At 60.8% G+C, this 13,661-nt stretch carries 7 protein-coding genes and 1 pseudogene; 3 read left to right on the plus strand and 5 right to left on the minus strand.

The genetic code is table 11. The annotated features are described in order from the left end of the window. Both ACR52_RS25390 and ACR52_RS25395 read left to right on the plus strand, forming a co-directional pair. Positions 1-540, plus strand: a 540-nt coding sequence (locus tag ACR52_RS25390; protein WP_048730659.1) for a phosphopantetheine-binding protein, incomplete at its 5' end; no start/stop codon positions are given. A gap of 140 nt (positions 541-680) precedes the next feature. Next, positions 681-4,634, plus strand: a pseudogene (locus ACR52_RS25395) (amino acid adenylation domain-containing protein); the annotation flags it as partial. 66 nt (positions 4,635-4,700) lie between these two features. On the opposite strand, the gene ACR52_RS25400 reads toward ACR52_RS25395, so the two are convergent. Continuing rightward, on the minus strand, positions 4,701-7,073 hold the full coding sequence (locus tag ACR52_RS25400) for a TonB-dependent siderophore receptor (protein WP_048730663.1): 2,373 nt from the start codon (positions 7,071-7,073) through the stop codon (positions 4,701-4,703). Between the two features lie 153 nt (positions 7,074-7,226). Further along, complete coding sequence (locus ACR52_RS25405) at positions 7,227-8,879, minus strand: cyclic peptide export ABC transporter (RefSeq protein WP_048730664.1); 1,653 nt, start codon at positions 8,877-8,879, stop codon at positions 7,227-7,229. Positions 8,880-9,079: 200 nt separating this feature from the next. On the opposite strand from ACR52_RS25405, the gene ACR52_RS25410 reads away from it, so the two are divergent. After that, positions 9,080-9,907: a N(5)-hydroxyornithine transformylase PvdF gene (locus ACR52_RS25410; RefSeq protein WP_048730665.1), complete on the plus strand. Its 828-nt coding sequence runs from the start codon at positions 9,080-9,082 to the stop codon at positions 9,905-9,907. 114 nt (positions 9,908-10,021) lie between these two features. Here the strand turns inward: ACR52_RS25410 and pvdO are convergent, their stop codons facing one another. The 3 genes from pvdO to pvdM are packed head-to-tail and all read right to left on the minus strand — an operon-like array spanning position 10,022 to position 13,566. Then, a complete protein-coding gene (gene pvdO / locus ACR52_RS25415) occupies positions 10,022-10,894 on the minus strand; it encodes a dihydropyoverdine dehydrogenase (RefSeq protein ID WP_048730666.1) in 873 nt (290 codons plus the stop codon). Positions 10,895-10,925: 31 nt separating this feature from the next. Then, positions 10,926-12,197 (minus strand): pyoverdine-tailoring periplasmic protein PvdN, encoded by a 1,272-nt coding sequence (gene pvdN / locus ACR52_RS25420; protein ID WP_048730667.1) that lies wholly within the window; start codon positions 12,195-12,197, stop codon positions 10,926-10,928. A gap of 19 nt (positions 12,198-12,216) precedes the next feature. Continuing rightward, positions 12,217-13,566 (minus strand): pyoverdine-tailoring dipeptidase-like protein PvdM, encoded by a 1,350-nt coding sequence (gene pvdM / locus ACR52_RS25425; RefSeq protein ID WP_048730668.1) that lies wholly within the window; start codon positions 13,564-13,566, stop codon positions 12,217-12,219. Positions 13,567-13,661: the final 95 nt, after the last annotated feature.

Genomic DNA, 13,661 nt, shown 5'->3' on the forward strand with positions numbered 1-13,661 from the left:
GAGTGGGTACGTGAGACTGCCGTGCTGGCGGTCGATGGCAAATACCTGGTGGGCTACCTGGTACTGCACAACGCCGGCGATGACTGGCGTGATGTGCTGGGCGCCCACCTGGGTCAGCATCTGCCGGACTACATGGTCCCGGCCCAGTGGGTGCTGCTGGAGCAAATGCCCCTGAGCCCCAACGGAAAACTGGACCGCAAGGCGCTGCCAAAACCCGATGCCCTGCAGCAATCCCAGGCTTACGAGGCTCCGCGCAGCGAGCTGGAACAACAGATCGCAGACATCTGGTCGCAAGTGCTGGAGGTGGAGCGCGTGGGGCGCAACGACAACTTCTTTGAAATGGGCGGACATTCCTTGCTGGTGATTAACGTGATCTCGCGTATGCAACTTGAACTGGGCCTGAGACCGGCACCGCAGGATATTTTCCAGCATCCGGATGTGGGCCGCCTGGCGTCACACCTCGAAGGTCAAGGTAGTGCGATCACTGAAGATAAATTGAGCCGTCTTGACGCGCTATTCGATGACATTGGGGCGTTTTGATGGACAGCCAGGTTGCACAACGTATCGTTAAGCGGTTTATGGGCTTGCCGCTGGAACAGCGCAGGCTCTATCTGCAGAAAATGCTCGCCGAGGATGTGTCGCTCGCTAACTTGCCGATCCCCGTGACGCGCGACGAGGCGCCAGAGTTGCTGCTGTCCTACGCTCAGGAGCGCCAATGGTTTATCTGGCAACTGGATCCCGACAGCGCGGCCTACCACCTGCCTACTGCATTGCGCTTGAAGGGGCAGCTGGACATTGCCGCGTTGCAGCGCAGCTTCGATAGCCTGGTCGCGCGCCATGAAAGCCTGCGGACCTGCTTGCGTCAGGACGGCGAGCGACGTGTGCAGGTGGTCAGTGCGCAGGCCGTTGTTCAGATTCAACGTCTGGATACTGACGAAACCCAGGTTGCCGCGCAGGTTGAAGAGCTGATCGCACAGCCGTTTGATCTGGAGCGCGGGCCTTTGCTGCGTGTCACGTTGATGCGCCTTGGCGAAGATGAACATGTGCTGGTGCTGGTTCAGCATCACATCGTGTCGGATGGCGGCTCGATGCAGGTAATGGTGGACGAGTTGGTGCAGTTATATGCCGCCTTCAGCCACGGGCGCGAGGGGCAGTTGCCGGCCCTGCCGATCCAGTACGCCGATTACGCCTTGTGGCAGCGTGCCTGGATGGAAGCCGGCGAGCAAGATCGTCAAATGGACTATTGGCGTGCTCGGCTGGGGGGCGAGCAGCCTGTCTTGGAATTACCCTTTGATCGCCAGCGTCCACCGACGCAAAGCCACCGTGGCGCGAGCCTGGACATCGCGTTGCCGCCGACCCTGGTGGCTGCGCTGCGCGATCTGGCCCAGCGCGAAGGTGTAACGATGTTCATGTTGCTGCTAGCGTCGTTCCAACTGCTGATGCATCGCTACAGCGGCCAGGCTGACATCCGTATCGGTGTGCCGACGGCCAACCGTAATCGTGTCGAAACCGAACGTTTGATCGGATTTTTCGTGAACACTCAGGTGATCAGAGCGGATCTCGACGGGCAGATGTCGGTGTACGCGCTGTTGCAGCAAGTCCGCACACGTGCCCTGGAAGCCCAGGCGCATCAGGATTTGCCCTTCGAACAGCTGGTTGTGGCGCTGCAGCCGGAGCGTAACCTGAGCTATAACCCGTTGTTCCAGGTGATGTTCAATCACCAGTCCGACATCCGCAAAGCCAGCAGTGCACAGTCGGTGGGGCCGCTGCAGGTGCAGAGCCTTGAGTGGCAGAGTCGTACCGCGCAGTTCGACCTGAGCCTGGACACCCGCGAGTCTGCCGACGGCATCTTGGCTGCACTGACCTACGCCACCGACCTGTTCGACGCGCCAACCCTTGAGCGCATGGCACGACACTGGCAAAACCTGTTGCAAGGCATGGCCGGGGACGCACAACAACCCATTGGTCGACTGATCTTGCTCGATAGGGATGAGCAACATCGGATCGTCCACACGTGGAACGCGACAGCCAAGGATTACCCGCTGCAATCCTGCGTGCACCAGATGATCGAGGCACAGGTGGTACGAACCCCCGACGCACAGGCCCTGGGTTTTGCCGGAAAGTCCTTGAGTTACGCTGAGCTCAATCGTTCTGCCAACCGCCTGGCGCACCGCCTGATGGCTGCGGGGGTAGGCCCGGACGTTCTTGTAGGCCTGGCGGTGGAGCGGTCCATCGAGATGGTGGTGGGCTTGCTGGCGGTGCTCAAGGCTGGCGGCGCCTATGTACCGCTTGACCCGCAATACCCGCGTGAGCGTTTGGCCTACATGCTGGAAGACAGTGGCGTGAAGTTGCTGCTGACCCAGCGACATTGGCTGGGGCCGCTGCCGATCCCCCCTGGGCTGGATGTTTTGGTGTTGGGTGAGGAAGGATTTGACGCTTACAGCGAAGCCAATCCGACTATCACCCTGGACGGCGAGAACCTGGCGTATGTGATCTACACCTCTGGCTCAACCGGCAAACCCAAGGGGGCAGGCAACCGTCACTCGGCGCTGACCAACCGCTTGTGCTGGATGCAGGATGCCTATGGTTTGGATGACGGCGACACGGTCTTGCAAAAGACGCCGTTCAGCTTCGACGTGTCTGTGTGGGAATTTTTCTGGCCGTTGATGACCGGCGCGCGCTTGGTGGTTGCGGCGCCCGGTGAGCATCGTGATCCCGCCCGCTTGATCGAGCTGATCAATCAACACCAAGTCACTACGTTGCACTTTGTGCCGTCGATGTTGCAGGCCTTTGTGCAAGACCCTGATGTTGCCAGTTGCCACAGCCTGCGTCGTATCGTCTGCAGTGGCGAGGCGTTGCCGGTCGATGCCCAGCAACAGGTGTTCGCCAAGCTGCCTCGGGCCGCTCTCTACAACCTGTACGGCCCGACTGAAGCGGCTATCGACGTAACCCACTGGACCTGTGTCGCAGAAGGCTGCGACACGGTACCTATCGGTCAGCCGATTGCCAACCTGGGCACTTATGTACTCGATGCGCAGTTTTTGCCAGTTGCGACTGGCGTGCCAGGCGAGCTGTACCTGGGCGGCGTCGGCCTGGCGCGTAGCTATCATCAAAGGCCCGCATTGACCGCCGAACGGTTTGTACCCTGCCCATTCCAGGCCGGGGCGCGCCTGTACCGCACCGGTGACCGGGTGCGCCAGCGAGCCGATGGAGTGATCGAGTACCTCGGACGGCTGGATCATCAGGTCAAGTTGCGTGGCTTGCGTATCGAACTGGGTGAAATCGAGGCCCGCCTGCTGGCGCACGAGCGAGTGCGCGAAGCGACCGTGCAAGTGCTGGATGGCAAGCACCTGGTGGGTTACCTGGTGTTGCATGGCGCTGTCGAGGGCTGGCGCGACTTGCTCAGTACGCATCTGGCCCAACACTTACCGGACTATATGGTGCCCGCTCAGTGGGTGGTGCTCGATCAGATGCCATTGAGCCCCAATGGCAAGTTGGACCGCAAGGCCCTGCCCAAACCGGATGCAGCCCAGCAGGCCCAGGTATACCTGGCGCCGCAGAGTGCGCTGGAAAAACAGCTGGCGGGAATCTGGTCCGATATCCTAGGCGTCGAACAAGTGGGCCTGCGCGACAACTTCTTCGAGCTGGGCGGCCATTCGCTGCTGGTGTTGATGATCAAGGAACGAATCCGCGCTGCCACGGGAGTCAGCTTGTCGGTGACGCAACTGATGCTCAACCCGACGGTGCAAGGTCAGGCCAGCAGCCTGCAAGGCGTTACACGCAGCAACCTGATTGTACGGCTCAACAGCCAGGAATCGGGCACGCCACTGTTCCTGTTTCACCCCAGCTACGGCTCGGTACATTGCTACAAGGCGCTCGCCCTGGCATTGCGTGAGCGGCGCCCAGTGATGGGGGTCGTCTGCCGCGCGCTGGTGGAAGAGGGTGGGGACGTCCCCTCCTGGACGAGCATGGTCGAGGATTACACCGAGCAGCTATTGATTGCACAGCCCCATGGTTCCTTCCGCCTGGCTGGCTGGTCGCTGGGCGGCAATCTGGCCATGGACGTTGCCTATCGCCTGGAGCAGGCGGGTCGTGAGGTGGAATGCGTGGGTTGGATCGACGCACCGCCACCGTACCGAGAGGCAGCATTTTGGGGTGAGGCTGGCGTCGTGGATGAACGGCTGGTTTCAGCCAGTGAACAACGCGCCGAGTTGCTGGGCGTTATTTTTCCCGAGTATGCCGAACAGATCCACTGCGTGTGGCTGGATAGCCAGGGTGACGATACGCAACGATGGGAAAGGGTGAATGCTTGGGCGGAACACACGCTGGGTGCTGCGTATGACGCGCTCAAGGATGCGCTGTTGGAAGGCAGTGAGGCGCAGATTTCCTGGGAAGTGAAGCGTCTGCTGGACCTGCGTTTGCAAGAAGCCGAATACCAACCGATCAGCGCGCCAGTACTGTGCTGGTGGGCGGGCCTGAGCAAGGGGGGGCAGCACCGGGAGCTGATCGAGTCGAGCATGCGCGCGGTGATTGGAGACGCCGGTATCCAGACGTCCACGGTGGTGGACACCACTCATGATCGGATCATCGATAACCCGGAGTTTGTCAGCAGTTTCGTCGCCCTCATGGGCTAGGGCCTTACCCATGAAAAAGCCCCTGGTCATGTGAGTGACCAGGGGCTTTTTTTCAGGCCTGGAGTCTTAGAAGTTCCAGCGTGTCGTGAGCATCACGTTGCGTGGATCGCCGTAGTACGACGAGTTATAGAACCCGATGTTGGTGTAGTACTTCTTGTCGAAAACGTTGTTGACGTTGAGGGTGGCGGAAACGTTGTCAGTCACTTGATAACGCGCCATCACGTCGACCAGCCAGTAAGGGTCTTGCGAGAACTTGTCGGTGGTGTTCTTCGGGCGGTTGTTCAGTAGCTGCCATCCCTCGCCCTGCCAGCGAGCGCCGCCGCCCAGAGTGAGTCGGTCCCAAGGGCCGGTGAGTTTGTAGGTTGTGTAGAAGTTGATCTGGTCTTCCGGTTCCCAGGTGGAGACCTTCGTGCCGCTCTGATCGCGAATGATCTTGTGGGTATAACCCGCTTGCAACTGCCAGCCGGGCGCCAGTTCGCCGGAGATTTCCGCTTCATAGCCCTTGGTCTTGGCGGTGATGCCCTTGTAAGGGTTGGCAACCAGCGAGGTGTCTGCGGTCGAGTCGAATTCTGCGCGGTTTTCCTCATGAACCTCGAAGTAGGCCAGGCTGGTGTTCAGGCGCCCGTCGTAGAATTCACCCTTGAGGCCGATCTCGTAGTTGGTGCCTTCATCCGGCTCCAGCATTTTGTTGCTGCTGTCTCGATACGCGGTTTGCGGCAAGTAGATTTCGGTGTAGCTGGCATAGAGCGAGTAGTTGTCGTTGAGATCATAGACCAGGCCGGCGTAAGGAATGACCTTGCCAGTGTCCTTGGTGTCGCTGGTACCGGTTACCTGATAGTTGGCGATACGCGTGCCCAGCAACAGGTGCAAGTCATCCATCAGGCTGAAACGCCCAGTCATGTACACGCCCGATTGGCGGGTGGTCTCGTCGTTCTTGAAGCCGACATCGCCCCAGTCCGGCTCGATGCTGCCACCGTTCCAGTTGTAGAAGTCGATGACGTTGTTGGTGTAGGTCGGGCTGTAGTAGTCCTTGCCCACCCAGTGCGAAGAGGAGATCGACGAGCCGATGACCAGCTCATGTTCGCGACCGAGCATGCTGAACGGGCCGGTTAGGTAGAAATCGCCACTGTCGCTGACGGTTTCACCGGTGTACTTGTTGGCGTAGATGGAGGACAGACCGGTGGTCGGGTTCGGTTCGGCCAGTGAGCCCAGCGGGGCGTTGTAGCCATTGATCTGGTGGTTGTATTGCCCTTTGGCCACCCAGCCGTTGTTGAACGTGTGCTCCAAGGTCGCGAAAGCGGTACGCGAATACTGCTCCCACTTGCTCCACTTCGCGCCATTGTTGAAGGAGCGCGGCAAACTGATCGGATTGCCCGCGGAGTCATATACCGGACGGCTGCCCGACCAGCCTGAGCCTTTTGGATCGTTATCCTGATAGTCCGCACCGACGGTGAGGAGGGTGTCTTCATCCAGGTCGAATTCGAGAATGCCGTAGAACACGCTGGTCTTGCGCTCATAGTGATCCATGAACGAATGCTTGTCCTGATAGGCAGCGACCGCACGGCCACGCACGTTGCCGGTCTCCGTCAACGGACCGCTGACGTCGATTTCCGAGCGGTAGTTGTCCCAAGAGCCCGCGCCGAGTTCGACATGGCCCTTGAACTCGGATGTGGGCTTCTTGCGCACCAGGTTGATGGTGCCCCCAGGGCCACCGGCACCGGTCAATAGGCCGGTCGCGCCTTTGAGTACTTCGACACGATCGTAGATCGCCATGTCAGTCAGCGTCTGCCCGGCCGAGTAGGGGGCGTTGCGGGTCATCGGGATGCCATCGTACTGGAAGTTCTGGATGGCGAAGCCGCGAGAATAATAGTTGGTACGTTCACTGTCGTAGGTGGAGACGGTGATGCCCGGAGTGTGGCGCATCACGTCATCGATGCCGGTCAGGCCGAAGTCATCCATGGCCTGGCGGGTGATCACCGAGATCGATTGCGGTGTCTGTCGTGGCGTCAAGACCATGCGCGTAGCGGTTGCAATGGTGCCTGGGGTATAGGAACCGGTGCCTTCGGTGACCGTACCCAACTGGTTCGCGGTGACTTGGGTCGCACCCAGCTCCAGGGCGCTGGAGCCACCGGCGGCGCTGATGGTGACGGCGTTGCCTTGCAAGCCGTAGTTGATGCCTGAACCTTTGAGCAGGGCAGCAATGGCCTGTTCGGGGGCAAGCTTGCCCTTCACCGCATTACTGCTTTTGTTTTGCACATCCGTCGGGCTATACAGCACCTGCAGGTTGGTCTGGCGTCCAAATTCCTGCAGTGCCGTCCCCAACGGCTGCGCAGGAATATCGATCTCGATCTCTTGAGCCTGCACATAGCCCGACAGCGGCAAGGACACCGCCAGGGCAAGGGCGCATGGCTTAAGGTTGACGTGCAAGGCCCGGCGCATGGATAGCGCCTTGCTCAGGGGGCTTAGACCGAGTCGTACCGACATGGATGCTTTCTCTTCTATGTTTAGTTGGGCAGATTTTAGTTGTTTATGAGGTTAGTTCTCATTACCACTAGTGAGACGTTCCTACCTGGAGAAACCGGAAAAGAAATTTCACGCAGGTTCCATCTCGTGCACGACCTTGCCGGCACGCAGGCGTACCAACTGGTCGGCGATGTCGAAATAACGGTCGTCGTGACTGATGACAATGATGGTTTTACCCAGACGCTTGAGGTCCGGTAGCAGCTCTGTGTAGAAGATCCTGCGGAAGGCCGGGTCCTGGTCGGCGGCCCATTCGTCGAACACCAGCACCGGGCGTTCTTCCAACCAGGCATTGACCAGGGCCAGGCGCTTGCGCTGGCCGGTGGAGAGGTCGGTGGTGCTGAATGCGCCGTCCTTGATCGTGACTTTGTGTGCGATTTCCAGGCGTTCCAGGTACTCGGCCGCGCTGTCCAGCGACTGTTGGCCGCCGCCCTGGACCAAGTCATCGAACAGGTAGTAGTCGGCAAATACAGTGGTAAATAATTGGCGGTAATCATCGCGTGTCGGGGCGATCACGGCTTCCCCATTGAGGTGGATTTCACCGGCGTGCGGTTGGTAAAGACCCAATAGCAGCTTGATCAGCGTGGTCTTGCCGCAGCCGTTCTCGCCGACGATAAACACGATATCGCCCTGTTTGATGCTCAGGTTGATCGGCCCCAGGTGGAACGGCTCGCTGCCTTCCACCGGCGGCGGACTGTAGCTCACGCCCCGCAGCTCCAGGCTGTGCACGACCGGTTTTGGGGCTTCGCTGTCTTCCAGCAGCAAATGCGGCTCGGGAGACGAGAAACGTTCGGACAGTTCGGCGATGCGCGAGAACGCGATCTGCGCCCGGCTGACGATCGGCAGCGCGGTCACTACGTGCTCCAGGGGACCTTTCATGTACAGCAACACCAGTACAAAACCGGTGATCACGGCGGGGTCGGGGTTGGGGTTATAGGCCTGGAAGGCCAGCGCCAGGCCGATCACCACGAAGAACAGCATGGAGCCGAAGGTCTTGGCAACGATGAAGATGTTCACTGAGCGGATCTGGATATCGCCGATCCGGTCGGCAGTGGCCTGGATCCGGTGGGTGTTCATGCGGTAGCGGCGTGGCCGGTGGATGCGCAGTTCCTTTGCGCCGGAGGCGATGGCGGTGTAGTAGCGCTGCAGTTCATCTTCCTGGTCGCGAGCCGCTTCAAAGCCCTTGATACCTGCAGAGCGAGCCATGTATTGCACGGCAGTACCGATCACAATCGCCACGACCATCATCAGGAACATCGGCACCGACAGGTACGCCAGGTAGCCCAGGCAGCCCAGCGTCACCGTGGTGGCGATGGCCAGTGGCGTGAAGGAGAACGAAAAATCGCTGATGGTATCGACGTCATGAGTCAGCACCGGGATCAGCTTGTGGGTGCGGTAGCGCTCGATCTGCTCAATAGGCGCTGACAGGACCTTCTCGCCCAGTTCCTTGCGCAGTGCTGCAATGATCCGCTGGCCTACATAGTTGGTGCCAATATCGGAGACGATCGAACTGACCAGCGCCAGCACGCACAACGCCGCAAACGTCAGGATCACCCCCTGCGTCATCCCGGTGGAAGAGTGCAGAGCGTTATTGATGGTCGCCAGCAGCAACGTGATGGCCAGGCCGCCGGCCATGCCCAGGGCGACGGAGACAATCACGATGGTGCGAAAGGGCCTGAGCAATGCGAGCAAACCTTTGAAGGCGCCGCGCTTGGGGTCGGTCATAAATACTTCCCGGAAAGTAAAAAAGAGGGGGCTGGGCACACAGACCCTTACCCATGACAAACGAAGGATTGGCGCGACTATTTAGCTCGGTGTGCCCGGCGGTGGCGGTGAAGGATAAATTGGGCGGGGCCTGGTTCGTTCTTGTGGTGTAGGCGCACGCGTATCGGCGCGTGCCTGATCTATCCAGCGAGAGCGAAACAATGACGAAAAAGAACCTGGTGTATGTCTGGTCCCTGAGAAATGCCGCCGCCGACAAGGCCGGGCAGCCGGTGGCCTACAAGGACCACGAGCGCTACATGATGTCGGTGCTGGAATCCCTGGCGGGTGCGCTGAACGACACACCGTTGGGCGAGGCCTACAACCTGGTGGGTGTGGTGTATGACGACGACGAGCAGAACCCGCGCGACCAGCAGGTGGTCAGCGATTACGGTTTCGCCTACACGCCTGGCCGCCAGTGGCTGTACCCGGCCGACCTGCGCGTGCAGGGGCGCCTGGTCAATGATTTGCTGCTGAGCGTGCCCTCCACCTATCGGCGCCTGCCACGGGGCAGCGCGGAACACATCACCGGCAAGCAGGACTTCGAACGCCGCCTGCACGACACGCTGGTGGAACTGAAGGCCGATATCGTGGTGCTGGACGGTTTGCTGGTGATCCTCGATGAGCTGGTGCGTCCCGGGGCGCCGTTTGCTCGACGCATCATGAACATCCACCCAGGCATTACCCGTATCGAGTCACCTTACGAGCGCCGTGGCGCTTATGCGACCTGGAACGCCCTGTACGGTGCGCGTGGGCTGACTGTCACGGATTGGGCGACCAATGCCACCACCCCGTCCGAGCCGCTGTACCTCACCGGCGCCTCGTTCCATTACGTGGACAACGGCATTGATTCGGGCGAAGTGTTCCACGACGTGCTCAAGACCGAGATCTCGCCGGACGACACCATCCTCGAATTGCGCTGGAACAACTTCAACAACAGCCTGTTCCCGGCGCTGCATGAAGGGTTGGCACTGCTGGCCCGGAAAGGCTAAACACCACCTCCCCCTGTAGGCGCGAGCTTGCTCGCGAAGAACGCCTGGGCACCGCGCCCATCCAGGATGAGCGCGTTAGCGTTAGCGATTTTCGCGAGCACGCTCGCTCCTGCGTTACAGGTCGCGCACTACCCGCAAGCCGATCCAGTCCCCGCGCGTCTGCGGGTAGATAGTGTTGCGGTTGCCTGAGCGCGAAAATACCGGCGCCTCACCCCAGTCGTTGCCGCGAATCATGTAGCCCTCGCAGTTCGGCTCCATCCACGCACTGCCGTCAGTGGGCGCGCCGATGTAGTTGGGGTGTTCGCAATCGGCAACCCGCTCGTAGACATTACCGTGCATGTCATACATGCCAAATGCATTCGGCGGGTAGCTGCCCACCGGTGACGAATAGCTGTACCCATCCGCTGGGCCGTAGGTGTTGGCATGCTCGGCGATGCTGTAGCCCTTGCCTTCATCGAACGGGAAGGGGAACGGGCCGGGTGAGCCGGCGCGCGCGGCGTATTCACGCTGGGCTTCGCTGACCAGGTGGTACTGCTGTCCGGTTTTTTTCGACAGCCAGGTCACGTAGTTTTTGATGTCGTCCATGTCCATGCACACCGCCGGTTGACGCGGGCCCTGGGGGTAGCGCGGCTTGCTGGCGACGCATTCGCGGCCTGAGCGCGTATCGCCGTTGGCGATCTTGACGCCGGTCTGGCGCACATAACTGTCCCACTCGCCGGCGGTGACGTGGAAACGGCTCATGGCGAACGGCTTGGCGAAGGTTACTTCATGCATCGGACCTTCATCCGGCTCGCGGCCGACTTCGTCTTCCGGCGTGCCCATGGTGAACGTGCCGGCCGGCAGTACGACCATTTCCGGGCAGTCCTTGCAGTCCTTGAACACTTTGCCCGGCTGCGGCGTTGCGGCCTGGGCCAGGCCTGGCAGCAGCGCGCCGCACAGGGCGGTGAGTGCCAGGGCGGCCAGGGGTTTGAGGCGGGATGGAGTCATAAGGGCATCTCGTTCAAAGGAAAAATGAGCGTCATAACCGTTGGCTCAGTAAGGTCATGAAGCGTTGGATCTCGTCCGGACTGTTGAGCAGGCCTGGGGCGGTGCGGATGACCGGGCCAGCGTCGCGGTCCACCGCGTCGATCACTACGCGGTTTTTCATCATGTAGGCCGCCACGGCGTCGCTGTCCTGGCCCTTGACCCGGAAGAAGGTAAAACCCGCCGACAGTTCGGGGCTGCGCGGCGTCACCAGCTCGATCTGCGGGTGGGCCAGCAACTGGTTTTTCAACTCGGTGTTCAGCGCGTGAATGCGCGCCTGCACCGGCGCCTTGCCCAGTTGCAGATGCAGCTTGAAGGCTTCATCGGCAGCCCAGCGATGCTCGAAGGCGTGGTAGCCGCCGGGCGTCATGCGGGTGGCGAAATTGGTGTCTTCGGAGAAGGTCGGCACCATCGGCGTTACGTATTTGTTCTCGGGGTCGCGAGCGCAAACCAGCCCGGTGCCGCGCGGGCCGAACATCCATTTATGCGTGCCGGCGATGAAGAAATCGCAGTGCATGTCCGGGAAGTCGAGGTTTTCCACGCCGAAGCCGTGCACCCCATCGACCACATAGAGGATGCGGTCCCTGTCGTCGCGGTTGCGGTTGTGCTCCGCCACCAGCTTGCCGATCGCGCCGATGGGCAATTTCACACCGCTGCCTGATTGCACCCACGTCATGCCCAGCACGCGGGTAGTGGGGCGTATGGCGCGCTGGATGTTGCCGAGCACTTCGTCGACGGATACCCGGTGGGCGTTTTCGAAAAGCTTGATCCGGCGCACCTGGGTGCCTTGCTTGGCAACGCGATAATCCAGGCTGTTCTGCGTGGCGTAGTGCTCGTGAACCGTGGTGAGGATTTCCTGGTCGGGCCGCAGTTTGATCCCGCCGTAGATCATCGCCAGGCCTTCGGATGTGCTACCCGTCAGTGCGATCTGAGGCGGTGTGGCCTTCAGGTAGCGGCCGGCCCATTCGCGCACCTGGCCTTCACGCTTCCAGGCTTCCTCGAGGCCCCAGTCCATTGCCAGGCCCGGGTTGCGGTCGATCTGCAGGCGATAGCGCTCGATGGCCTCGCGCACCGGTCTGGGATGCGAGGCCACCAGGAAGTTGGAGAAGTGCAGGTAGCTGGGGTCCTGGTTGAACAGCTGCTTGAGGCCCGTCCATGGGTCATTCGTTGCGTCGGCAGCCATTGCCTGGGGGAGTAGTGCAGCGCCCAGTGGCAGGCCGGCCGCGAAAACGCCAGCCTGCTTGAGAAACGTACGGCGGTCGGTCATGGACTTACTTCATGGGTGATTAGCGGTTGGCCAAGGGCTTGGCGGCTTTTTGTACCTGGTCCCACACCCGCAGGAAGTTGCCTCCCCACAGTTTGGCGATATCGGCTTCGGAATAACCGCGCTGGATCAGCTCGGCGGTGACGTTGCGCACATCGCCGACGTTCTCCCAGCCCTCGATGCCGCCGCCGTCGTTGAAGTCCGACGAGATGCCGACGTGATCGATACCGATCTTGCGCACGGTGTAATCGATGGCGTCGCCCCAATCCTTGAGTGAAGCCTTGGGTTCTTCTTCAAGAATGCCGTACAGCCCCTGGGCATACTGACCGAACTTCTGCTCGGGCCACGCCGCAATGATGGCGTCGCCTGGCATCAGCGCCATCGCCAGGTTGGGCAGGGGCGGTAAATCAAAGCGCGCGCGCAGGGCGTTGAGCTTGTCCTGGGTCGGCTGGCTCAGCGGGCGCAAATAGGCGGGGAAGCCCACCACCTGCACCACACCACCACTGTTCTTGATCAGTTGCAGTTCCTTGTCGCTGAGGTTGCGCGGGATATCCACCGACGCACGCGGCGCCGAGTGGGAGGCGACCATCGGCGTACGGCTCAGGTGCGCGACTTGCTCCAGGGCCTTGGTCGACATCTGCGACACGTCGATGATCACGCCCAAGTCATTCAGGCGGTGCACCGCTTGCTGGCCGATCTCCGACAGACCTTCAAGGGCGTCGGTGGAATCATTGAAAAACGGCAGCGGGCGCGACGAGTCGGACCAGGCGTTGTTGCCGATGTAGCTGAAGCCGAACATGCGCATGCCGCGCGCGGTCCACAGGTCCAACTGGTTCAAGTCATTGCCCAGCGGGTAGGCGTTGAGCATGCTGATAAAGATCGCGAACTTGCCTTCGCCATGCAGGCGCCGGAAGTCGTCCGGGGTGTAGGCAATGCCGACTTGATTGGGGAAGTCGCGCACCATGCCGGAGATGATCTTGTAGCGCACCTCTTGCTCGTGGCGGGTCTCCTCGACAAAACCGTCGGTGGGCTTGTGCGGCGCGTTGGGGCCGTTCCAGATTTCCGGCCAGCCGAATATCGTCAGGGCTGCGCCGGACAAGCGCCCGCGTGCCGCCTTGGCCAGGTCGAACTGGCCGCTGCCATCCTTGTCGGCCTCGTTGCCGGCGGTGCCGAAATCCAGGGGCACGGTGATATGGCTGTCGAACGACAACAAGCGGTCCTGCATTTCGTTGGCCTGCTTGATCACCTCCAGCGGGTAACCGGCATTGCCCCTGAACCAGTGATCCCAGGCCAGGAAACCGGCCCCGGCACCGATGGCCAGTGCCAGCGGCAGGCCGATATACAGCGCCTTTTTCGAACGTGGTTTTGTCATTGCCATCTCAGTCAGTTGAGGCCTTTGCTATCAGGGAAGAACGAGTGATGGGCGAGGAAATTTAGGCCCCGGCGGCGCGGCGGTAAATTTCCCGG

The organism is Pseudomonas fildesensis (assembly GCF_001050345.1).
Classification (GTDB): domain Bacteria; phylum Pseudomonadota; class Gammaproteobacteria; order Pseudomonadales; family Pseudomonadaceae; genus Aquipseudomonas; species Aquipseudomonas fildesensis.

What these genes read in the sequence shown, in the direction of transcription:
- ACR52_RS25400 (WP_048730663.1), bottom strand. Translation starts at nt 7,073, where the DNA reads ATGCGCCGGGCCTTGCACGTCAACCTTAAGCCATGCGCCCTTGCCCTG.
- ACR52_RS25405 (WP_048730664.1), bottom strand. Translation starts at nt 8,879, where the DNA reads ATGACCGACCCCAAGCGCGGCGCCTTCAAAGGTTTGCTCGCATTGCTC.
- ACR52_RS25410 (WP_048730665.1), top strand. Translation starts at nt 9,080, where the DNA reads ATGACGAAAAAGAACCTGGTGTATGTCTGGTCCCTGAGAAATGCCGCC.
- pvdO (WP_048730666.1), bottom strand. Translation starts at nt 10,894, where the DNA reads ATGACTCCATCCCGCCTCAAACCCCTGGCCGCCCTGGCACTCACCGCC.
- pvdN (WP_048730667.1), bottom strand. Translation starts at nt 12,197, where the DNA reads ATGACCGACCGCCGTACGTTTCTCAAGCAGGCTGGCGTTTTCGCGGCC.
- pvdM (WP_048730668.1), bottom strand. Translation starts at nt 13,566, where the DNA reads ATGACAAAACCACGTTCGAAAAAGGCGCTGTATATCGGCCTGCCGCTG.